This is a genomic window from Micromonospora zhanjiangensis (assembly GCF_042650605.1).
Classification (GTDB): Bacteria; Actinomycetota; Actinomycetes; order Mycobacteriales; family Micromonosporaceae; genus Micromonospora_J; species Micromonospora_J zhanjiangensis.
Window position 1 is genome coordinate 528,383 of the sequence record NZ_JBHSBN010000002.1, and the last position, 21,598, is coordinate 549,980.

At 72.9% G+C, this 21,598-nt stretch carries 20 protein-coding genes and 3 tRNA genes; 12 read left to right on the forward strand and 11 right to left on the reverse strand.

The window, feature by feature from the left end:
* Positions 1-51 precede the first annotated feature (51 nt).
* The gene (locus tag ACFOX0_RS05515) at positions 52-1,740 is read right to left on the reverse strand and encodes a dienelactone hydrolase family protein (RefSeq protein WP_377542437.1); all 1,689 of its coding nucleotides are present in this window, start codon (positions 1,738-1,740) and stop codon (positions 52-54) included.
* Between the two features lie 323 nt (positions 1,741-2,063).
* Here ACFOX0_RS05515 and ACFOX0_RS05520 point away from each other — a divergent pair, with 323 nt between their 5' ends.
* Positions 2,064-2,489, forward strand: a complete 426-nt coding sequence (locus ACFOX0_RS05520; protein ID WP_377542438.1) for a hypothetical protein — start codon at positions 2,064-2,066, stop codon at positions 2,487-2,489.
* A gap of 103 nt (positions 2,490-2,592) precedes the next feature.
* Here the strand turns inward: ACFOX0_RS05520 and bsaP are convergent, their stop codons facing one another.
* Both bsaP and bioB read right to left on the reverse strand, forming a co-directional pair.
* Positions 2,593-2,820 (reverse strand): biotin synthase auxiliary protein BsaP, encoded by a 228-nt coding sequence (gene bsaP, locus ACFOX0_RS05525; protein ID WP_377542440.1) that lies wholly within the window; start codon positions 2,818-2,820, stop codon positions 2,593-2,595.
* A 75-nt stretch (positions 2,821-2,895) separates the two neighbouring features.
* Positions 2,896-3,891, reverse strand: coding sequence for a biotin synthase BioB (gene bioB / locus ACFOX0_RS05530; protein WP_377542441.1), 996 nt, complete (start codon positions 3,889-3,891; stop codon positions 2,896-2,898).
* 57 nt (positions 3,892-3,948) lie between these two features.
* Between bioB and ACFOX0_RS05535 the strand changes: the two genes are divergently transcribed.
* The 4 genes from ACFOX0_RS05535 to ACFOX0_RS05550 all read left to right on the forward strand — a co-directional run bounded on the left by ACFOX0_RS05535 (position 3,949) and on the right by ACFOX0_RS05550 (position 8,413).
* A complete protein-coding gene (locus tag ACFOX0_RS05535; RefSeq protein ID WP_377542538.1) occupies positions 3,949-5,085 on the forward strand; it encodes an 8-amino-7-oxononanoate synthase in 1,137 nt (378 codons plus the stop codon).
* A gap of 131 nt (positions 5,086-5,216) precedes the next feature.
* Positions 5,217-5,921, forward strand: coding sequence for a dethiobiotin synthase (gene bioD, locus ACFOX0_RS05540; protein ID WP_377542539.1), 705 nt, complete (start codon positions 5,217-5,219; stop codon positions 5,919-5,921).
* Between the two features lie 66 nt (positions 5,922-5,987).
* The gene (locus tag ACFOX0_RS05545) at positions 5,988-7,760 is read left to right on the forward strand and encodes a sensor histidine kinase (RefSeq protein WP_377542442.1); all 1,773 of its coding nucleotides are present in this window, start codon (positions 5,988-5,990) and stop codon (positions 7,758-7,760) included.
* Positions 7,757-8,413 (forward strand): response regulator transcription factor, encoded by a 657-nt coding sequence (locus tag ACFOX0_RS05550; protein WP_377542443.1) that lies wholly within the window; start codon positions 7,757-7,759, stop codon positions 8,411-8,413. The genes ACFOX0_RS05545 and ACFOX0_RS05550 overlap by 4 nt, the downstream gene beginning before the upstream one ends.
* 48 nt (positions 8,414-8,461) lie before the next feature.
* On the opposite strand, the gene ACFOX0_RS05555 is transcribed toward ACFOX0_RS05550, so the two are convergent.
* The 3 genes from ACFOX0_RS05555 to ACFOX0_RS05565 form a co-directional block, all read right to left on the reverse strand.
* The gene (locus ACFOX0_RS05555; RefSeq protein WP_377542444.1) at positions 8,462-9,616 is read right to left on the reverse strand and encodes an alpha/beta hydrolase family protein; all 1,155 of its coding nucleotides are present in this window, start codon (positions 9,614-9,616) and stop codon (positions 8,462-8,464) included.
* 104 nt (positions 9,617-9,720) lie between these two features.
* Positions 9,721-10,905, reverse strand: a complete 1,185-nt coding sequence (locus ACFOX0_RS05560) for a cytochrome P450 (protein ID WP_377542445.1) — start codon at positions 10,903-10,905, stop codon at positions 9,721-9,723.
* Positions 10,906-10,915: 10 nt separating this feature from the next.
* Positions 10,916-11,608 (reverse strand): class I SAM-dependent methyltransferase, encoded by a 693-nt coding sequence (locus tag ACFOX0_RS05565; RefSeq protein WP_377542446.1) that lies wholly within the window; start codon positions 11,606-11,608, stop codon positions 10,916-10,918.
* Between the two features lie 181 nt (positions 11,609-11,789).
* Here ACFOX0_RS05565 and ACFOX0_RS05570 point away from each other — a divergent pair, with 181 nt between their 5' ends.
* Positions 11,790-12,659: a hypothetical protein gene (locus ACFOX0_RS05570; RefSeq protein WP_377542447.1), complete on the forward strand. Its 870-nt coding sequence runs from the start codon at positions 11,790-11,792 to the stop codon at positions 12,657-12,659.
* Between the two features lie 145 nt (positions 12,660-12,804).
* Complete coding sequence (locus ACFOX0_RS05575) at positions 12,805-13,968, forward strand: alkane 1-monooxygenase (RefSeq protein WP_377542448.1); 1,164 nt, start codon at positions 12,805-12,807, stop codon at positions 13,966-13,968.
* Here the strand turns inward: ACFOX0_RS05575 and ACFOX0_RS05580 are convergent.
* Both ACFOX0_RS05580 and ACFOX0_RS05585 read right to left on the reverse strand, forming a co-directional pair.
* Complete coding sequence (locus tag ACFOX0_RS05580) at positions 13,948-14,592, reverse strand: TIGR03086 family metal-binding protein (protein ID WP_377542449.1); 645 nt, start codon at positions 14,590-14,592, stop codon at positions 13,948-13,950. The genes ACFOX0_RS05575 and ACFOX0_RS05580 overlap by 21 nt on opposite strands.
* Before the next feature lie 84 nt (positions 14,593-14,676).
* A complete protein-coding gene (locus tag ACFOX0_RS05585) occupies positions 14,677-15,279 on the reverse strand; it encodes a TetR/AcrR family transcriptional regulator (protein ID WP_377542450.1) in 603 nt (200 codons plus the stop codon).
* Positions 15,280-15,648: 369 nt separating this feature from the next.
* Between ACFOX0_RS05585 and ACFOX0_RS05590 the strand changes: the two genes are divergently transcribed.
* The 3 genes from ACFOX0_RS05590 (at position 15,649) to ACFOX0_RS05600 (ending at position 15,915) form a co-directional block, all read left to right on the forward strand.
* A tRNA-Gly gene (locus tag ACFOX0_RS05590) sits at positions 15,649-15,721 on the forward strand.
* Positions 15,722-15,755: 34 nt separating this feature from the next.
* Positions 15,756-15,826 (forward strand) — tRNA-Cys (locus tag ACFOX0_RS05595).
* A 14-nt stretch (positions 15,827-15,840) separates the two neighbouring features.
* Positions 15,841-15,915, forward strand: a tRNA-Val gene (locus ACFOX0_RS05600).
* A 511-nt stretch (positions 15,916-16,426) separates the two neighbouring features.
* Here ACFOX0_RS05600 and ACFOX0_RS05605 read toward each other — a convergent pair.
* Both ACFOX0_RS05605 and ACFOX0_RS05610 read right to left on the reverse strand, forming a co-directional pair.
* Complete coding sequence (locus tag ACFOX0_RS05605) at positions 16,427-17,419, reverse strand: ABC transporter permease subunit (protein WP_377542451.1); 993 nt, start codon at positions 17,417-17,419, stop codon at positions 16,427-16,429.
* Complete coding sequence (locus ACFOX0_RS05610) at positions 17,416-18,252, reverse strand: ABC transporter ATP-binding protein (RefSeq protein WP_377542452.1); 837 nt, start codon at positions 18,250-18,252, stop codon at positions 17,416-17,418. The genes ACFOX0_RS05605 and ACFOX0_RS05610 overlap by 4 nt, the downstream gene beginning before the upstream one ends.
* A gap of 114 nt (positions 18,253-18,366) precedes the next feature.
* Here ACFOX0_RS05610 and ACFOX0_RS05615 point away from each other — a divergent pair, with 114 nt between their 5' ends.
* The gene (locus ACFOX0_RS05615) at positions 18,367-19,020 is read left to right on the forward strand and encodes a response regulator transcription factor (protein ID WP_377542453.1); all 654 of its coding nucleotides are present in this window, start codon (positions 18,367-18,369) and stop codon (positions 19,018-19,020) included.
* Between the two features lies 1 nt (position 19,021).
* Positions 19,022-20,119, forward strand: a complete 1,098-nt coding sequence (locus tag ACFOX0_RS05620) for a sensor histidine kinase (RefSeq protein WP_377542454.1) — start codon at positions 19,022-19,024, stop codon at positions 20,117-20,119.
* A 134-nt stretch (positions 20,120-20,253) separates the two neighbouring features.
* On the opposite strand, the gene ACFOX0_RS05625 is transcribed toward ACFOX0_RS05620, so the two are convergent.
* The gene (locus ACFOX0_RS05625) at positions 20,254-21,000 is read right to left on the reverse strand and encodes a hypothetical protein (RefSeq protein WP_377542455.1); all 747 of its coding nucleotides are present in this window, start codon (positions 20,998-21,000) and stop codon (positions 20,254-20,256) included.
* Between the last annotated feature and the right edge of the window lie 598 nt (positions 21,001-21,598).

Consider the following 21,598-nt stretch of genomic DNA (forward strand, 5'->3'; position numbering starts at 1 on the left):
CCGCGGCCACCCGGCTGTCGGCGGGGTGCGCCGCGGTCCGGGGTGCGCCGCTCAGCCGGTCAGCGGCAGGGTGGTGGCGATCGGCCAGCCGAGCAGCACGGCACCGACCAACGCCACCAACCAGGCCGGGGCGGCCAGCCGGTCCAGCACCAGCGCCCAGCCGAACTGCCACGCCAGCAGCCCTCCGAACAGCGGCACGACCAGCAGGACGAAGCCGGGCGCCACACCGGCCAGGGCCGCCACCGCGAGCATCAGCACCGCCACGGCGTACGGCACCGCGCGCAGCGGTCCGCCGCCGGTGAGCAGTTCCACGCCGAGCATGAACAGCCAGCAGGCCGCCACGACCAGCGGCAGCAGCCACCACCGGGCGCCCGTCGGCACGGCCCGGATGAAGCCGAGGGAGAGCGGTACGGCGACCGCCGCGGCGGCGTACCCGGTCAGCAGCACCCCCGCGAACGCCGGCCGGACCGGTCGGCGCCGGGAACGGTCGGTGTGCGGCGCGGGTCGGCCGTGCAGCAGGCGGGCGGCGGTGGCCAGCAGCAGGCCGGTGACGGTGAGGAACCCGGCGACGTAGCCGCCGACGGCCAGCGGCAGCCGGTCGAACGGCAGCAACCGGGCCAGCATCACGCCGAGCAGCGCCGCCGCGCCCGCCACGCACAACGCGACCGGCCCCCGCCACCGTCGCGCCAGGGCCCGCCAGAAGTCCGCCCCGGGCAGGCCGACGACGTCCGGGTTACCCACCAGGGCCGGCGCCGGGACGCGACCCCGGTAGGCCCGGTCGGCCCGCTCCGCGCCGTCGACTCGTTCGGTTGCGCCGCGTGCTGCCGCGGGGCCGGACCGCTCGGCGGTGTCGGTTCGGTGCGGTCTCCGGCCGAGCAGCGCCAGGGTGAGGGGGTGGAAGAGGAGGAGGAAGCCGAGCAGCAGCAGGCCGGCCGGCAGCAGGTAGCCCAGTGGTCGGGCGGTCCGGTCGCCGGCCACCGGCGGCGGCGTCAGCGCGGTGTCCAACCAGGACACCGTCTCGGCGTGGGCCCGGGCGGCGAACAGGATCGAGATGTGTTCCACGCCCGGTACGACGACCGCCCTGCGGTCGGCGGTCGTGCCGGCCCGGCGTACCGCCTCGTCGGCCGCCTGCCGGAACCCGGCGAACTCCAGACCACCGTAGAGCAGCAGCAACGACCGGGGCCGGTCCGTACCGGTCGGCAGCCCGCCGGCGTCCGGCAACGAGAGCGCCACCGTGGCCCGGATGTCCGGATGCGCGACCGCGTAGGCGGTGACCGCGCCCGCGCCCATCGAGTGTCCCACCAGGCCGATCCGCCCGGGGTCCACGCCCGGCCGGGAGCGCAGGTAGCGGACCGCCGTGTCCAGGTCGGCGGCGAGCCGTGCCGCCCCGGCGTCGCCGTCACCACCGCCGCCGGGCAGCGCCGCCGGGTTGCGGCCGTGCCCGGCGAAGTCCAGCAGCAGGACGACGTACCCGCGCCGGGCCAGCGTGTCGGCGATCGGGGTCATCAACCGACCCGACCCGGCGAAGCCGTGCGCCACGACCACACCGGGTCGCGGTCCGGTCCCGGTCCCGGCGCGGACCTCGGTCACCGGGACCGCGTCGACGACGGCCGACCGGTGCCGCAACCCGTCGCCGGCCCGGACCAGGCCGACCGCGCCGAGCGCCGCGGCGAGCAGGGCCAGCGCGGCGACCATCGCGGGACCGGTCCGTCGGGCGGTGCTGGGTTCCCGGCTACGCATGGCATCACCCTAGTGCCGCGAATCGACGGCCGAAGATCCGTCCGGCGGTGCCGCCCGGGCGGCCGGGAGGTCGCCGGCGGGACCGGCCGGCCGTCAGCTCGTCGCCGACCGGGCGTAGACCGGCATCTTCGAGCCGATCGCCGATCGCCGACCGGCGCGCCGACGCTATCTGATCCTCATCGCGCAGACGAAATCGCAAAGTTTACTCAAGGATGCCCGGGCAACGGCCGGACTGCCCGGCGCATTTGCAAGAGTGTTGCCACCGAACAGGGCAACTCCGATAGGGGCGTTTGATGGATAGGCACTGGAAAAGAATCGGGTCCGTGTTGGTCGCGCTCGTCATGGGTACGATTTTCGCGGGCGTTTCCGAGGCCCCGGCGGCCGCGGCCACCCTCTACTACAAGGTCGGCACACACGTCAGCAAGGACACCGTCTTCGCCTCACCCAGCAACCTGCACTGCTTCGCCCCCGCAGGGCACGGCGCCACCATGTGCGTACGCTATGACAAGCGCGTCATTTACGTCCGCAGCGACGCCAAGAACGGCTATTTCAAGCTTGGCCAGGTCTCGGCCGCCGGTCGCATCTACCTGTGCCAGAACAACTACAAGAACTCGTCCGGCCAGAACACCTGGGTGGCCTGCCAGTGGAACTGGCCGAAGCCGAGCGGCCGGTGCTACGTGCCGCGTACCGGGCACGGGCAGGCGGACTGGTACGAGTTGAGCTTCGGTGGCCCGCTCAAGTGCTACTAGGTAATCCGCGGAATGGGGTTCCGGCACGTGCCGGAACCCCATTCTCAGGCTCGATCCGCCGACGTGTTGATGGGCAGTTGGCCGGTGCGGAGGATGGCGCCGGTCAGGAGCGCAGCTCGCCGTGTTGGACGCAGACCGCGGTCCAGCCGGTCGGAACGACCTGCACCTTCATCCGGCGCCGGCAGTCCGGGCAGAACCGGGGCGGTTCGAGTTGCCGGGCCGCCCCGCAGGCATCGTGCGGACCGGCGGCGGCCGGCTCGCCGCACCGGTCGCACCAGGGTGGTCCGTCGGTGCCGGCCGGTCCGGCGGTTCGCGGTAGGGGTGCGGACACCGTGCCTCCCGAATGGCTCGAATCGTCGTCTGCCGGCGTCCCGGTAGGTCGACGGCGGGACCGGCCGGCCCTCAGTCAGATCGTCGCCGACAGGGCCTTGACCGGCATCTTCAGGTCGTCGAGCAGGTCCAGGTCGGCGGTGGCCGGCCGGCCCAGCGTGGTCAGGTAGTTGCCGACGATGACCGCGTTGATGCCGCCGAGCAGGCCGTCCCGGGTGCCCAGGTCGCCGAGGGTGATCTCCCGACCGCCGGCGTACCGCAGGATGGTGCGCGGCATGGCCAGCCGGAACGCGACGATGGCCCGCAGCGCGTCCTTTCCGTCGACCACCGGCCGGTCGGCGAACGGGGTGCCCGGCCGGGGATTGAGGAAGTTCAGCGGCACCTCGTGCGGGTCCAGCGCGGCGAGTTGGGCGGCGAACTCGGCCCGCTGCTCGACGCTCTCGCCGAGGCCCAGGATGCCGCCGCAGCAGACCTCCATGCCCGACTCGCGGACCATCCGCAGGGTTTCCCAGCGCTCCTCGAACGAGTGCGTGGTGACCACGTTCGGGAAGTACGACCGGCAGGTCTCCAGGTTGTGGTTGTACCGGTGCACACCCATCTCGACCAGCTCGTCCACCTGCGCCTGCGTCAGCATGCCCAGCGACGCGGCGACCTGGATGTCCACCTCCGCCTTGATCGCGGCGACCCCGTCGCGCATCTGCCGCATCAGCCGCTCGTCCGGTCCGCGTACCGCGGCCACGATGCAGAACTCGGTGGCCCCCGTCGCGGCGGTCTGCTTCGCCGCCTCCACCAGCGACGGGATGTCCAACCAGACCGACCGGACGGGCGAGGTGAACAGCCCGGACTGCGAGCAGAAGTGGCAGTCCTCGGGGCAGCCGCCGGTCTTCAGCGAGACGATCCCCTCCACCTCGACCTCCGGCCCGCACCAGCGCAGCCGTACCTCGTGCGCGAGTTGCAGGGCCTCCGGCAGGTGCTCGTCGGGCAGCCGCAGGACCGCCAGCACGCCGGTCTCGTCGAGGCCGACGCCGGCACCCAGCACCTGCTCACGGGCCTGGTCAAGGATTTCTGGCATGGCACGTACCCTACTAGGCGTCCCGGCCCGGATCCGAGCACGGAGGGAGCGCGCGTGGTGGGCGACTGGCTGACGGCACTGGACCGGCGTGCCCGACTGCGCGCCAAGGCGGGGCTCACCCGGACGCTGCGGCCCCGCGCCGCCGAGGACCGGGTGATCGACCTGGCCGGCAACGACTACCTGGGGCTGGCCCGGCACCCCGAGGTCACCGCCGCCGCCGCCGCGGCCCTGCCCGGGTACGGGTTGGGCGCGACCGGCTCCCGGCTGGTGCGTGGCTCCACCGACCTGCACGCCGCGCTGGAGGAGACGCTCGCCGACTGGCTGGGTGTCCGCCGGGCACTGGTCTACTCGTCCGGCTATCTGGCCAACCTCGGTGCGATCCGGGGGCTGGTCGGGCCGCGTACGCTGCTCGTCTCCGACGCGCACAACCACGCCTCGCTGATCGACGGGTGCCGGCTCTCCGGTGCCGAGACGGTGGTCACCCCGCACGCCGACGTGACCGCCGTACGGGCGGCGCTGGCCGCCGCGCCGGGCCGGCCGGCGGTGGTGGTCACCGAGTCGGTCTTCTCGGTCGACGGTGACCTGGCGCCGCTGGCCGACCTGCACGCGGTGGCCCGGGAGCACGGCGCGCTGCTGCTGGTCGACGACGCGCACGCGCTGGGCGTACTCGGTCCGACCGGCGCCGGTGGGGTGGCCGCGGCCGGGCTGGCCGGCGAGCCGGACGTGGTGGTCACCGCCACCCTGTCCAAGGCGCTGGGCGGGGCCGGCGGACTGGTCGCCGGGCCGGCCGAACTGGTCCGGCACCTGGTCGAGACCGGACGTACCTTCATCTTCGACACCGCGCTGCCGCCGGCGGTGGCGGCCGGGGTGCTCGCCGCGGCCGGGCTGGCCCGGTCCGGCGACCGGCTGCGCGCCGAACTGGCGGACCGGACCGCCGCCGTGGTACGCCGGTTCGGTGCGGCCGGACTCGGGGTGTCGACGCCGGACGCGGCGGTGGTCTCGGTGACCGCGCCGGGTCCGGAGACCGCGCTGGCCTGGGCCGCCGACTGTCTGGACCGGGGCGTCGCGGTCGGGTGCTTCCGCCCGCCGTCGACGCCGGACAACCGGTCCCGGCTCCGGCTGACCGTCAACGCCGGGGTGCCCCGCGCCGACTTCGACCGGGCCCTCGGAACCGTCCTGGAGTGTGCGCCATGAGTGTGGAGAGCGAGCGGGTGTCCGCGGTCGTCACGGCGACCGTCGATGAGGTCGGGGACGGCGTCGACGAGGTGACCGCCGTCGACGGGGTCCGGGCCGCGCCGGCGGACCGCGGGGCCTGGCGGGGACCGGTGCTGGTGACCGGGACCGACACCGACGTCGGCAAGACGGTGGCGACCGCCGCGGTGGCCGCCGCGGCGCAGGCCGCCGGGCTGCGGGTGGCGGTGGTCAAACCGGGGCAGACCGGCGTGGCCGACGGTCGGCCGACCGACATCGACGTGGTCACCCGGCTGTCCGCACCCACCACCACCCGGACCCTGGCCAGCTTCCCCGACCCGCTGGCGCCGCTGGCGGCGGCCCGGGTGGCGGCGTTGGAACCGCTGGAGCTGTACGCGGTCGCCGACGCGATCCGGGCCGAGGCGCGCGACCACGACCTGGTGCTCATCGAGGGAGCCGGCGGACTGCTCGTCCCGATGGGGCTGCGCCCGTCCGGCGAGCCGTGGACGGTGGCCGATCTCGCGGTGTCCCTCGGCGCGCCGGCCGTCGTGGTGGCCCGGGCCGGACTGGGCACCCTGAACCACATCGCGCTCACCCTGGAGGCGCTGGACCGGCGCGCGGTGCCGGCCGGGGTGGTCCTCGGGGCCTGGCCCACCGAGCCGGAACTGGTGCACTGGGCCAATCTCACCGACCTGGTGCCCAACCTGGTCGGCGTGGTGCCGGACGGGGCCGGCGGGATGGATCCGGGGGTGTTCCAACGCTCGGCCACCGGCTGGCTCACCCCCGCCCTGTACGGCGTGCTCGACGACTGGCGGGCCTGGGCCGAGGACGTGCACTGAGCCGTACCGGCGGCACCCGACTTTCGTCGGTAACGGTCCGGCCCGACCGTCGGTAGCCTGACCGCCGTGCCAGCCGCGATCGTCCCGGCCGACCCGGGTGCCCGGACAGGGGCCACCCCGGCCGACCACCCCGACCGTCCACCGCGCCGGTGGGTGTTGCGGGACGGGCTGCTCTGGACCGTCCTGGCGGCTCCCGTCGCGTACGGTCGGTCGGGTCCGCCGTGGCAGCCGGTCTCCGTCGTGCTGTTGGTCGGGCTGCTGTCGCTGCTCGCGGCGGCGGTGGTCGGCAGCCGCCGGTGGCCGCTGGCCGGGCTGGTACTGGTGCTGCTGGGCACCTGGTTCGACGGCAACGTCGTTTTCGCCGTCCCGGTGCTCAGCTATCTGGTCGGGCTGCGGCTGACCCGGGCGCGGCCGGCGGTGTCGGTCTTCGCCCTGGTCGCGGCCGCCGGTACGGTGCTCAACCTGGCGCTGGTGGGCGCCAGCCTGGCCACCTGGTACCTGGCCGCGACGATCCTGCTGTTCGGTGGCGTGTTCCCGTGGCTGGTCGGGCGCTACCGGCGGCAGCGGTGGGACCTGGTGCTGGCCGGCTGGCGGCAGGCCGAGGCGTTGGAACGCGAGCGGCGCGGCGCCGACGAACGGGTCCGGCTGCGCGAGCGGGCTCGGATCGCCCGGGACATGCACGACTCGCTGGGGCACGAACTGAGCCTTATCGCGTTGCGCGCCGGCGCGTTGGAGATGGCCGCCGACCTGGATCCCCGGCACCGGGCCGCGGCGACCGAACTGCGCGTCAGCGTGGCAGCCGCCACCGAACGGCTCCGGGAGATCATCGGCGTGCTCCGGGAGACCCCCGAACCGGCGCCCACCCGACCGGTCGCCGGTACGGTGGCCGACCTCGTGGCCGGCGCCCGGGACGCCGGCGTGACCGTCGACCTGTGGTTCGACGGTCACCCGGACACGGACGTACGGCCGCCGGTGGCGGCCCCGGAACATCGCGCGGTGGTCCCCGAGCCGCCGGCAGCGGACCAACCGCCGGTCGTGGATCCGGTGGCCGGGTTGCCGCCGCTGGTGGCTGGGGCGGTGCACCGGGTGGTACGGGAGGGCCTGACCAACGCGGCCCGGTACGCCCCGGGCGCGGCGGTCACCGTGACGGTGACCCGGGTGGGCGGGGAACTCGAGGTGGACGTGACCAACGCCGCGCCGCCGCCGGGCGCGCCGGCCGGGCCGCTGTCCACCGGGTCCGGCCTGATCGCCCTGCGGGAAGGGATCGGCCTGCTCGGTGGTGCGCTGCACGCCGGACCACGTCACGACGGCGGCTTCGCGGTGACCGCCCGCCTGCCGGTAGCCGCCGCGGCACCGGCGGCTGGGGAGGCACCCGTCGACCCGGCCCTGGTCGGCGCTCCGGTCGGCGCCCCGGTCGCCGTGCCGGAAGCGGTCGGCGGCCCGGACGCGATGGTCGGCCCGCTGGGTGGTGGGGCCGCCGACCGGTTGCGCGACGCGCGGCGGCGGGTCCGGCACAGCCTGCTGGTAGCGGTGACCGCGCCGGCGGTGCTGGCCGGTGTGCTCTCGCTGGTCTACTACCCGGCCGCCACCGTCGACGCGGTGCTGGACCGCCCGGCGTACGACGGGATGCGCATCGGCCAGCCCCGGTCCGAGTTGACCGGGCTGCCGCGCCGGCAGGTCGACGAACCGTCGCCCGCGCCGCCGGTGCCGGCGGGAGCCCGCTGCGAGTACTACACCGACGGGAACTTCCCGCTGGCCCGGCCGACCTACCGGTTGTGCTTCGAGACCGGCCGGCTGGTGGCCAAGGACATACTGAACGAGGACGAGGAGCAACCGTGACGATCCCGGTCCTGGTGGCCGACGACGAGATGATGATCCGGGCCGGGGTGCGGGCCATCCTGGCCAGCGACCCGGAGATCGAGGTGGTGGCCGAGGCGGCCGACGGTCGGGCCGCGGTCGACCTGGCCCGGGCGCACCGCCCACGGGTGGCGCTGCTGGACATCCGGATGCCGCGACTGGACGGGCTGACCGCCGCCGCCGAGATCCGCCGGCTGGTGCCGGAGACGGCGGTGCTGATGCTGACGACCTTCGGCGAGGACGACTACATCGGCCGGGCGCTCGGCGACGGGGTGAGCGGATTCCTGCTGAAGTCCGGCGATCCGCGCGAACTCGTCGCCGGGATCCGGGCCGCCGCGTCCGGCGCGGCCTACCTGTCACCCCCGGTGGCCCGACGGGTGATCGACCTGAACGGCGGGCGGATGGCCCGCCGCCCGGCGGCCCGGCTGCGTACCGCCGGGCTCACCGAGCGGGAGCGCGAGGTGCTCGCCCTGGTCGGGGCGGGGCTGTCCAACGCCGAGATCGCCGCCCGGCTGTTCCTCGTCGAGGGCACCGTGAAGAGCTACCTGAGCAGCATCTTCGTCCGGCTGGAGGTACGTAACCGGGTACAGGCCGCGATCGTCGCCCACGAGGCCGGCCTGGTCCCCGGGGCGTGAAGCCGGGAGCGGGCCCGCGTCACGACGAAGGCCCGCTCCCGCTGGTGCTCAGTCGGTGTGGAAAACGACCTCGGGGTAGGCCGCGGCCGGGCCGTCCAGCAGCGGGGCGGGACGGCCGCGCAGGTGCCGATCGAGGAAGGCGGCCAGGTACTCCCGGGTGATCAGCAACTGCCGGTCGGCCGGGATGGCGCCCGGGTCGAGGCCGAGCTGGGCACCGAGCACCGGGCGGTCGGTGAACGACATGTGCCCGCTGCCGGTGACGGTCAGCCACCGCTTCCACCCGGTCAGACCGGCCAGGTCGCGGACCCAACTGGGGTCGTCGGGACGCTGCGAGCCGACCAGCAGGACCGGCTTGGCGATCGGCCCGACCGGCACGAACAGGGTGCCGTCCAGGTCGGCGGCGGCGGCCACCCGGGCGTCGGTGCCGAGGGTGCGCACCGCCGACGCGCCGCCGATCGAGTGGCCGGCCAGGGCGATCCGGCCGCGGTCCAGGAACCGGGCACCGGGCCAGGCCGGCCGCCGCCCGGTCAGCCGGTCCAGCACGAACGACAGGTCGGCCCGCCGGCCCTCCACCACCGCGGCCGCCGTACCGTCGGACCACTTGTCGCAGGCCAGGCAGTCGGCCACCCGACCGTCGGGGAACTGCACCCCGCGCGCCTCGTACGGGTGGTCCACCCCGGCCACCAGGTAGCCCCGGCTGGCCAGGTCCTCGGCCAGCCCGGTCAGCGACTCCCGGCTCAGGCTGAAGCCGGGGGAGAGGACCACCAGCGGCCAGCCGCGCGCCGTGGGTCGTACCGGGGCGTCCCGGCGGGCGTTGGTGCGTACCGTGGTGAGCAGGTCCGGCGGGACCGGCAGACCCTCCGCGGCGACGATCCGCGCGGACACGGCGGCCGTGGTGTAGGGCGCGGCCGGGCCGGAACCCGGCAGCGCCGGGTACCACAGCGACACCATCAGCTCCCGGCGCCGCTCGGGCCGCCACGGGTCGGGCCGGTCGTCGTCGGTCAGGTGCAGCCAGGTGGTGCCCACCGGGTACCGCCCGGTCGGCGCCGGCAGCGACAACCCGGCCGGCGCGGGGGTCGGGGCGCCGACCGGCGCCGCCACCCGGTCGGTGGCCGCGCGCGCCGGCTGTCGTCCGGCCGCCACCGCGCCGCCGGACACCAGCACCGCCAACAACACCGCGAGTACGCGGGATGACGTGAACACGATTGTTCGCCTCCCTGAGGATCCGTCGTCATGTCACCGTGACGGTAGGGATCCGGCCGGGTGCGGCACCTGAGGCGAAAGCGGTGGAAGCGTACTGACTTTCGTCAGGCTGCGGCGCGGGCGGGCGTGGCCGCGCGCAGGACGAAGGCGTCCGGCATCCGGAACGACAGGTTGTCCGGGCACCACGGTGGCCGGACCACGGTCGTGCCGGGCAGCAGCGGCGCCGCCTCGGCCGCCACCACCGCGGCCTCCATCCGGGACAGTTGGGCGCCGACGCAGCGGTGCGCGCCGGCCCCGAAGGCGAGGTGTCGCCGCGAGCCGCGCTGGCCGGGCCGGAAACCGTCCGGGTCGGCGACCACGGCCGGATCGCGGCCGGCCCGGGCCAGCCAGAGCATCACGCTCGTGCCGGCCGGCACCGGCACGCCGCCGAGCACGCCGTCCCGGGCGGCGGTCCGGCGCCAGGTGACGATCGGCGGTTCCAGCCGCAGCCCCTCCTCGACCACGTCGTCCACCGACACCGTGCCGTCGGCCAGCGCGGCCAGCGTCGCGGCCTCGCCGTGCAACCGGTGCAGCAGCAGGGTGAGGAACTGCGAGGTGGTCTCCTGGCCGGCCACCAGCAGGAAGAACAGCGCACCGACCAGCACGTCGGGCGGGTGCCCGGCGGCCCGCAGTTCGGCGGTCAGACCCGCGCCGGTGGCGGTGAACTCCCGCAGTACGCGGTGGAACCGACCGACCGTGTCGGCCAGTTCCCGCTGCCGGTCGGCGTCCACCGGTGCCCAGAACAGCTCCAGTGCCGACCGGGCGAACCGCTTGACCGCGTCGACCCCGGCGGGCGGCAGGTCGACCAGCCGGGCCAGGACCAGCAGCGGCAGGTCGGCGGCGAGGTCGGCGTACAGGTCCACCTCCCGACCGGCGCGCAGCGTCGCGCGCAGCCCGGCCACCCGGTCCCGTACCAGGGCGGTGAGCCACGGTCGTTGCTCGGCCACCCGGTGCGGGTGCAGGGCCGCGGCGACGATCGACCGGATGCCCGGGTGGCTCGGGCCGCCGTTGTTGGCCAGCGTCGGTGGCAACCGGAAACCGTGCCGGGCGAGGATCCGCAGCGCGGCGACCGGGATCGGGGTGACCGCGTCCAGCGCGTTGTCCGGACGCCAGGCGTCCGGGTCGCCGAGCACCTGCCGGACCAGGGCGTGCCGGGTCACCACCAGATGCCGGACGCCGACCTGGTCGCGCACCGGTACGACGTCCGGCCAGGACCGCTCGACCGGCCCCTGCCAACTGCGGAACAACACCTGCGGAACGTTATGCCGTCGACCGGTCCCGATCGGCACGGGGCGGCTGCGCGCGGGGCGGCTTCAGCTCCCACACGGTGGTGCGCTTGACGGTTACGCTCTCCAGCGTCTCCGGCACCGGCACGTCGTACGCGCGCAGCGGGTGGAACCGGTCACGCGGCAGGTACGCCCGGTCCGGGTCACCGACCAGCACCCGCGCCCCGGCCCGGGCACCGCGCAGCAGGAACCGGAGCACCCGGTTCGCCATCTCCCCGCTGTAGAAGACGTCCCCGGCGAGCACCACCTCGGCGGCACCCGGGTCGCCGTCCAGGATGTCGCCCAGGGTCGCCTCGACCACCGCCGAGTTGGCGGCGGCGTTCAGGCCGATCGCGCTGACCGCCCGGGGGTCGACCTCGACGGCGCGTACCTCGGCGGCGCCGGCCCGGACGGCGGCGATCGCCACCAGGCCGGAGCCGGCGGCGAGGTCGAGCACCCGGCGTCCGGCGACCACCTCCGGGTGGTCGAGCAGGTAGCGTGCCAGGGCCTGGCCACCGGCCCAGGCGAAGGCCCAGAACGGCGGCGGCTGTTCGCTGCGGTACTCGCCCTCGGTCAGCTCCCACAGGCCGATCGCGTCGTCGGCCTGGTGCAGTCGGATCTCCGGGACGAACGGCACCGGCGCCAGCCGGGCGTGCAGGCGGACGAAGGCCGCCGAGGTTTCGGACACGTCGCGATTCTGCCCGGTTATTCACACCGGCGTGTCGCGGAGCGGCGGTTACCGGTTCACCACCCTGGGTGAAAGGGCACCCGATCATTGTCGCTGGGTGCGGAGAAAGCACCCTTCCACCCGTTCCGGTGCGGCCATAGCGTTGTGGGTGTTTGTCAATCGGGTGGTGAACGGGGGCGTGATGAGGGCGTGGCGGGTACCGGTACGGCTCGGCGCCGTGCTGATCTGCCTGACCGGTTACGGACTGCTCGCCGCCGCGCCGGCGGTGGCGGCGCCCGGCTTCGACACGGCGCTCACCGAGTTGCCGGGCCGGTTCACGCCCGGCGACCGGCCCGCCACCGTGACGGCGGTGGTGAGCAAGCAGTCCGGCAACGCCAACGACTGTCTCAAGGTCCGCTGGTCGATGGTGGTCCGGGTGGAGGGCCTGCGGTTGGACCAGGTCGGCGTCGACCGGATCGAGGACAGCGGTTCCTTCCCGTTCGAGGTCCGGATTGAGGGGGACGCCGCGCGCCTCACCGACCGGCAGTTCGACCCGGGAACGCTGTGCCGCAACCAGACGGTCACGGCGCGTTACCAGATTGCGGTCGCCAAGGAGGTGACCGACGGCAAGATCACTCTGGAGGTCCAGGCGCTCGACGAACGGTCCCGGGTGCTCGCCCGGCAGAGTGCCAGCCGTGAGGTGATCAGCGAGCGGGCCCAGCCGCCGGCGGCCACGGCCGCTCCGTCCGCCGCGCCGAGCCCCACCGAGTCGGTCGAACCGGCGCCCACCGAGGAACCGAGCGCCGAGGCCACCGTCGGCCCGGCCGCCGGCACCGGCGGCGGTACCGGACGCGCCGACCGGGCGTCGGCCAGCGGCGGGATCGGTGCGGTGCAGATCGCCTTCCTGATCGGTGGCCTGCTGGTCTTCCTCGGCGCCGGCCTGCTGCTCCGGCTGCGCCGGTTGGTCAAGCCGGTGGACGAGGTCGCGGCGGTCGCCGCCGGTGCGCCGCCGAGCTGGATGCAGGCCCCACCCCGCCGCGGGCGGCGCGGGACGGCGCGGATGCGCCGCTGACCCGGGTACGCCGGCCGCCACTCCCCGGCGTCGCGGTGGACAGCATCGGTATCCCGCGTCCGTCAACTTTACAAAAGATCTCTTCTTGTAAATCGCGCGGTGGGGTGCCACAGTCGGTCCGAAGGCGACCGACGGGAGGCCCACGATGGCTGTCAGCACCGAACCGGCGGCCGGCGCCGCGCCCTGGCGGGACGCCCGCAAACCCCTCTGGCCGCTCGCCCTGGTCGTGCCGGTCCTACCGTTCGTGGGATACCTGGTCTGGCGTGCCGGGGGTGGGGCGGTGGGTTGGTTCCTCACCCCGGCCCTGGTCTTCGTCCTGATCCCCGTCGTCGACCTGCTGATCGGCGAGGACCGGCGCAACCCGCCCGACGAGGCGGTGCCCCGGTTGCAGCGGGACGGCTACTACCGGTGGCTGACCTACCTCTACCTGCCGGCGCAGTACGCCGCGCTGATCGTCTGCTGCGCGGTCTGGGCGTCCGGTGACGTCGGTGCGCTCGACCGGGTCGGCCTCGTCGCCACCGTGGGGGTGGTGAACGGCATCGCCATCAACACCGCGCACGAACTGGGCCACAAACGGGAGCGGGCCGAGCGGTGGCTGTCCAAGGTGGCCCTGGCACCGACCGGCTACGGGCACTTCTACGTCGAGCACAACCGGGGCCACCACACCCGGGTCGCCACGCCCGAGGACCCGGCCAGTGCCCGACTCGGCGAGACGTACTGGGGATTCTGGCCGCGTACGGTGCTGGGCAGCCTGCGGTCGGCCTGGCGGTTGGAGACCGGCCGGTTCCGCATCCGCGGCCGCACGCCCTGGACCTGGCGCAACGACATCCTCAACGCCTGGTCGATGACGCTTGTGTTGTCCGTCGCGCTGGTGGGTGTCTTCGGGCCGGGCGTACTGCCGTTCCTGCTGGCCCAGGCGGTGGTCGGCTTCTCCCTGCTGGAGGTGGTCAACTACCTGGAGCACTACGGGCTGGCCCGGCAACGCACCGCAGCCGGTCGCTACGAGAAGGTCGACCCGAGGCACAGCTGGAACAGCGACCGCACGGTCACCAACGTCTTCCTGTTCCAACTGCAGCGGCACAGCGACCACCACGCCAATCCGCTGCGGCGCTACCAGGCCCTGCGCACCTTCGACGTCTCGCCGCAACTGCCGGCCGGGTACGCGACAATGGTGCTGGTCGCGTTGGTCCCGCCGCTGTGGCGGCGGATCATGGACCACCGGGTGCTCGCCCATTACGGCGGCGACCCGGCCCTGGCCAACGTCCATCCGCCGGCCCGCGACCGCCGGTCAGCCCGCCGCCCGGACTGAGGCCGTGGCCCGGGCCGGAGCGGTCGCGCCGGCCGGGGCCGCGGCCCGCGGCGGCCGCCAGCCCGGGTCGCGGCCGAACGAGGCGATCAGCCGGTCCTGCTCCCCGGCCCCCGCCGGTACGTCGATCCCGGGCCGGATCAGGTTGCCCTCCTGGTAGAGGCGCATCCGGTCGACGAACCAGCAACTCGCCTCGTGCACCACCTCGGCGTCCAGCCGCGGATCGGCGCGGATCGCCACCGCCAGGTCCCAGGCGTGCACCAGGTGCTCGGTCATCAGCTGCCGCAGGTACTCGACGGCCGGGGTCGGGCCCGCCGACAGCCGCACCGTACGGTCCAGCGCGCCGGGTTCGCTCATTGCCAGGTCGGCCGCCGCGGCGGCGGCCAGCGCGGCGCCGGCCGGATCCGACCCGACCAGATCACCGTCCAGCTCGTCGCCGACCTCCTCGATGGTGGCGCCGGCGATGAGTCGCGCGGTCCACCGGTCCTCGCTGACCACGTGGCTGATCAGGTCGTAGACGGACCAATCGGTGCACGGGGTCGGCGCCGACCAGAGGTCGGAACTGACCTGGGTGGCGCGTGCGGTGAACTCGTTGAGACTGCGGCGGTAGAGCTCCAGCGGATCCATAAGCCCGATTGTGAGGCATTTGTAACGTTCTGGGGGCGGTTTTGGCGGGGTGCTCGGCTTCGGGGTCCGGCTGCGCCGGCCGGATCAGTCCAGCTGGTCGGGGGTCAGGCCGACCTCCCGGGCGGTGGCCAGGCGTACCCATTCGGTGAGCTGGCGGCGGGTGATCACCCGGTCGTGCACCGCCACCTGGACCGCCAACCCGTCCATCAGGGCATTGATCCGCCAGGCGGCGCCGGCCGGGTCCGCGCAGGTGAAGGTCCCGTCGAGGACGCCGGCCGCGATGATGGTGGTCAGATCCTGCTTCCAGCGCAGGTCCAACCGCCGGGACACCTTTTCCAGCTCCGGAGTGCGCAACGACTCCGCCCAGCCGTCGATCCACATGGCCCACGAGGTGGACCGGCCGGCCGGTGAGTACAACTTGATGATCCGCTTCAGCTTGGTCAGCGGCGGGGCGGCGGAGCGCATGACCGCGTCCAGCCGGGCCAGGTCCTGCTCCGCCGCGTACGCGAAGGCCCGCGCCAGCAGTCGTTCCTTGGTCGCGAAGTGGTAGAAGACGAGGGCCTGACTCACCCCGGCGGCGTTCGCGACGTCCGCCGTACGGGTGTTGGCGAGCCCGCGTTCCACGATGACGTCGCACGCCGTGCGCAGCAGCGAATCAAGGCGGACCTCTGCCGCACGTCTCGTCACGCGGCTACCGTAACGCATGGCCGTGAATACGGGGAGTGACCGTCCGGCATGTTGGTCGATGAACAAGAGTCAACAAGAAGACACCCCGCCGGCCTTGAAGTGAGCAGGCGACAAGGTCCGCGGCCGGCTCGGTGCCGAGCCCGGGGGTGGCGGGATCCTGGCCGGATGATCTCCGATCCAGGCTCCTAGGATGCTTTGGCCGACGTGCGGGGCGTCACCCGGAACATCCCCGGACGCCCAAATCCAAGATCAAAACCAGTGAGCAAAACGTTACTGTCCGGAGCCGACCCGCCAGGGGGACCCCGAGTTGGCATCTGCTGCCGGGCTCGGCTAAAGTTCTCATTCGTCACCGGGAAGCGCCGGAGACAAGCGGACGTAGCGCAGCTGGTAGCGCATCACCTTGCCAAGGTGAGGGTCGCGGGTTCGAATCCCGTCGTCCGCTCGGAGATGCCGCCACGCATGTCGGGGGCAACCTCGGTGGAGTGGCCGAGAGGCGAGGCAACGGCCTGCAAAGCCGTGTACACGGGTTCAAATCCCGTCTCCACCTCGGCACCAAGACGAGGGCGATTGGCGCAGTGGGAGCGCGCTTCCTTGACACGGAAGAGGTCACTGGTTCAAACCCAGTATCGCCCACCAGCTATATGAGCAGCTCAAACGGCTCGTTACCAGAATTCTGGTAACGAGCCGTTGTTTTGTTGCCCCTTACATTGGGAGCACATTGGGAGCACATGATCGTCTACCTCCTCTGAAGGGCCGGGATGGTCACGTGTTGTCGGGCTGGATGCGTATCGGGCCGGGTGAAACGACGCCCCGGGCGGTGCCGGTGTGGCGCCGCCCGGGGCTGGCTGGGTTGTTGGGTTAGACCGTGTTTCGTAAGGGCTTGTGGGATGTGAGGTAGGCCCGGCGTGGCGGTGATCGATAAAGGTTGAGGTCTCCGGTAGATCGGTTAGCGACCAAGCAAACCGAGAACCTTCCGGAGACCTCGTGCCCAGGGTAGCGGCAGCGAGGCGGCACGATCTCACCGACGCTCAGTGCCCGCCACTCGGACTGGGGATGCGAGCCGTTCGGCCCGTCGAGCAAGACCCGCATTTCGGTGTAGCGCAAGCCCTGAGCCCGCCCCCGGGAACCGGGGGCGGGCTCAGACGCGTCAGCTGGAGCGGTGCCGGATCCACCAGAAGCCGAACGCGGCCAGCAGCAGCGTGACCCCGAGGTACATCGAGAGTTCGATCCACTGGAACGGCCAGTAGCGGTCGGCCGGCTGGTAGGTGTAGCTGAAGTGCAGGTTCTGGCGGGCGATACAGGCCATGTTCTCGGCCTGCCGGTCCTTCTCGCACGCCACTGCCTGCTGGTTGGTGTATGGGGTGCCGTCGGCGTTGAGCACCTTGGCCTCCTCGGACAGGGACCAGGCGCCCGCCATGGTGTAGCCCAGGATCACGGCGCCGTGGTCGTTGATGCCGAAGGCGTCCGACCGGCTCATCGCGTCCTCGTCGAACGCCACGGTGGTCGTCACCGGCGTCATGAAGTGCTGGCGGACCACATTGGGCACGACGATCAGCTGGACGACGGTGAACACTGCCAAGGTCAGCGCCATGGCCAGCAGCGTGCGGCGCATGACGAGTCCGATGACGGTGCCGAGGACGAACGCGAAGGCGGCGTAGCCGAGGGGGACGACGTTGCGGGTGGCGAAGTGCAACGCGACGAAGCGGTCTCCGATGAACTGGTCGTAGCGGCTCGCGCTCCAGGTGAGCAGGAGGCTGAACAGGCCGGTGACCGCGACGCTGGCGAGCGCGAGGAATACCAGCTTGGTCGCCAGCCAACGGGTGCGGGTCACGCTCTGGTTCCAGACCAGGCGGTCGGTCCGCTCCTCCAGCTCCCGGGTGATCAGGGGCGCACCCCAGAAGGTACCGATGAGGGAGGGGGTGACCAGGAGCAGCACGCTGATGATTGTGAGCTGGCCGCTGTATGCCTCGTTGAAAGCGTGCCGGGCGGTGGCGCAGTCGCTGGGCTGGCAGCCCACGACTTCGGTGTAGTCGTCGCGGATGCGGAAGCCGAGGTACACCAGGTAGACCGCGACCGCGGCCAGCGCGGCGGCGGCGACCAGGGCCTGGGTCCGAAACTGCCGCCAGGTCAGCCAGATCATGCCGCACCGCCGATCGACGCGACCGCGGCGCGGGTCATATATGCCATGCCCAGGTCCTCGAGGTCGACTGGCTGCGCGCCCGGCACGGCGGCGTCGCAGCGCACGAGGTCCTCATGAATTCGCTCGGCGCTGGGCGGCAGGGGACCGGCCACCCGGTGGTGCACGGCCAGCAAGTCGGCGACGTCGCCCACCAGCTGGACCCGGCCGGCGGCCAGCACGATGAGGTGGTCGCAGACCTGTTCCAGGTCCCCGAGCAAATGCGAGGACAGCACGACGCTGACCCCGAGTTCGGCGACGAAGTCGAGCAGGTCGCGCAGGAACGCCCGGCGGGCCAACGGGTCCAGCGCCGCGACCGGTTCGTCGAGGATGAGCAGCTCGGCGCGCTTGGCGGCGGCGATGGTGAGGGCCAGCTGGGCGCGCTGCCCGCCGGAGAGCCGGCCGGCCTTCTGCGCGGGGTCGAGGCCGAGCCGCTTGACCCGCCGCTCGGCGAGCGGCCGGTCCCAGCGCGGGTTGAGCCGAGCGCCGAGCCGCAGGTGGTCAGCGACCGACAGGCCGCGGTAGACCGGGGCGTCCTGCGCGACGAACCCGACCCTGGCCAACTGGGCTGCGCCGCCCCCCGGGCGGTTGCCGAGCACCTCGATGCTGCCCGTCGTGGGCGCGACTATTCCGCAGGTCAGTCCGAGCAGCGTGGACTTGCCGGCGCCGTTGGGGCCGACCAGGCCGACGATCCGCCCGGGCGGTACGCGCAGGGTGCAGTCGGCCAGGGCGGTCGTGCGGCCGTACCGTTTGCCGAGCCCCCCGGCCTCGATGACCGGTGTCGTTGCTGTCGCCACGGTGCGATCCCCTATCTCGAGTAGATGTGGGGCCAGTTCTAGCCAGCCGGCGGTCACAGCACGGTCCGCGCGGCTGTGACCGCACTGTGACGCCGGCGCGGATACCCTCGGCGGATGAGGGTGCTCGTGGTCGAGGATCAGGTGGCGCTCGCCGACTCGGTGGCGCGGGTGCTGCGCCGCGAGGGGATGGCGGTCGACGTCGCCTACGACGGCGCCGCCGCGCTGGAGCGCACCGCGGTGCTCGGCTACGACGTCGTCGTGCTCGACCGCGACCTGCCCGGCGTGCACGGCGACCAGGTGTGCCGCGCGCTGGTGGCCCGGGAGTCGCTCAGCCGGGTGCTGATGCTGACCGCCTCGGGCACCGTCGCCGAGCGCGTGGAGGGGCTCGGGCTGGGCGCCGACGACTATCTGCCCAAGCCGTTCGCCTACGTCGAGCTGGTGGCCCGGATCCGCGCGGTCGGCCGCCGCTCCCGTCCGGCCGCCCCGCCGGTCCTCGTGCACGGCGACGTGCGGCTCGACCCGGCGCAGCGGATCGCCACCCGGGCCGGGGCGCGGCTGGCGCTGAGCCCGAAGGAGTTCGCCGTGCTCGAGCACCTGCTCACCGCTCAGGGCCGGGTGGTCTCCGCGGAGGAGCTGCTCGACCGGGTGTGGGACGAGGCCGCCGACCCGTTCACCACGACGGTCAAGGCGACGATCAACCGACTCCGGGCGAAGCTCGGCGACCCGCCGCTGATCGTGACGGTCGCCCGCGCCGGCTACCGGATCTGACATGCGGGTCAACCGGCTCAGGTGGCGCCTCACGCTGCTGTACTGCGCGGCGTCGGTCGCCTCCGGCATCGTGCTGCTGCTCATCGTCGTTGGACTGTCCCGCACCCTGCCACCGGCCGACGCGCCCGCGCCGCAGGGTGTCAGCGTCGAACCGGGCCTGCCCTCCGCCGCGGTGGTCCGGCTCAGCGGGTACCAGTCGGAAATCCTGATCCTGCCGGGCATCGCGCTGGCCATCATGGCCGTGCTCTCGCTCGCGGTGGGCTGGGTGATCGCCGGCCGGATTGTTCACCCCGTGCGCACGATGACCGGGCGCCTGCAGCAGATATCGGGCCGCAACGTGCACGAGCGGCTCGCGATGGCGGGTCCCCGCGACGAGCTCAAGGACCTCGCGGACACTGTCGACGGGCTGCTCGGCCGGCTGGAGATCGCGCTGGACGGGCACAAGCGGTTCGTCGCCAACGCCGCGCACGAGCTGCGCACGCCGCTGACCGTCGAGCACGCCCTGCTTGAGGAGCCGCTCATCGACCCTGACGCGACCGTCGAGGCGTACCGGGCCAACTTCGAACGCCTGATCGCGGTCAACCGGGAGCGGGGCCGGCTGCTGGAATCGCTGCTGACACTGGCCGGCAGCGAGCACGGCCGGGGCCGGGCGGAGCCGGTGGACCTCGCCGGGCTGGCCGAGCAGGCGGTACGCGACCGGGCGGCCGAGTTCGACCGACACGGGCTGCGGGTGAAAACGATGATCCGGCCCGCCCGGCTGCTCGGCGATCCGATGCTGATCGGGCGGCTGGTGGCCAACCTGTGCGACAACGCCGCGCACTACAACGTTCCCGGCGGGGTGGCCGAGGTGGCCACCCGCCTCGCCGCCGGCCAGGCGCTCCTGGTCGTCACAAACACGGGTCCGGTGGTACCAGCTGAGGAGATGGACCGACTGTTCGAACCCTTCCAGCGCATGCGGCGGGTGGCCGACGACACCCACCACGGGCTGGGCCTGTCGATCGTGCGGGCGATCGCCGTCGCCCACGGCGCCGTGCTCACGGCCCACGCGCATCCCGAGGGCGGGCTCACCGTCGAGATCAGCTTCCCGGCTATGTCGTGACCCCGGCGGTACGTGCTGCTGCATAAGCGCCGGGCCGAGAGCGGCACAGGTCAACGCGATACAGGCCCAGACCTGGCCACCACACGACACACGCTCATCGGCATGTCCGCATGTCGAGCCGCTGTTACGGGCTGTCACGCCAGGGTAGCGATCGGATCGCGGCTGAACTTCGCCGAGGCGGTCCACGGATGCGAAACTGCGGCGGTGAGTTGGTCGCTCTTCGTGGTGCCGCTGGACGGTCTTTCCCGGGATGGCATGTCCGACTGGATTGCGTCGGCCGAGTTTACGCGAGGCATACCCGAACAGGCTCCACAGGCGCTGCCCCGCCTGCTCAACTTCGCGTCGAAACCCGATCTTTGCTCCGGGATCCGGGTTGACAGAAGAGCATGCCGGCTCTGATGGCGGTGTCCATCGCTGTGACGGTGTTGGGTCCGGTGGTGGTGTCGCCAGCCCTGACGTGGCCTGTCATCTGGTCGAGCAGTTTGAGTACGGAAGGCATGTAGCCGGGGTCGATCTGGACGAGGGCGTTGGGGTTGACTCCTGTCGTCGTCGTCTTCGGTGGGCTCGTCGTTGCGGCGGGCCGCGTGGGCGAGCGACTCCACCCGTCGGGCGAGGGCGGTCGGGTTGAGGACGGCGGCGATGTCGAATGGGAAGGCGACTCCGGGTTCGGGGCGTACCCATTGGCCGGTGATGGCGTGGACCTGTTTGGGTGAGCGGCGGGCCCACCAGTCGGCGTCGCCGCGGACGGCGGAGGTCCCTGCTCTGACGACGAGGTCGGCGCGGCCGCCCAGCGGGTCGGTGATGGTGCCGCTGGCCAGGTTGTCGCCGGTGATGGTGAACTGGCCGTTGATGGTGTGTCCGCCGGCGTCCCGGTAGGTCACGGCGACCTGGACCGCGGGGGCCGAGCGGATCCGATCGGCGGCTCCGCGCAAGGCCGACGCCGGGAGTCGGACATGTACCTGACCACGAACACCACTGCCGCGATCCCGAGCAACAGGACCAATGCTCCCGCGATCCCACCGAACAGCCACCACCGGCGAGATCCTCCCGTCCGTGCCGCGGGTCTCGATGGTGGACTTGCCGGCGGTACCGGCGGCCAGGTCTGCGGCCGGTGAGGATCGACGAGCGGCATGCCTGCGTCCGACGGCTGATGGTCTGGACGGCCAGGCTGCGGTGCCGACCACGGCGAGGCTCCTGCCGGAGAATCAGACGAGGTACCACCAGGCTGGCGCGCCTGCGATGCAGGGAAGGCTGAGACGCCCGGATGCCGTCCCGTCAATGCGCGTACGCCGGACGCCGTGACCGCGCAGCGACGACTGTCGTTACCGCTTACTTCCGGTTGGCGGGCGGATGAGAGTGACCTGGCCGCGCCCGCGCAACAAGAGGTACGACGGCACTGCGCGTATACCCGCCCCCGCGCTCGGTTGAGCGCTCATGCTCCGCGTGTCTCGCACATCGTGTCCGGGGTGCCGGCCGGTG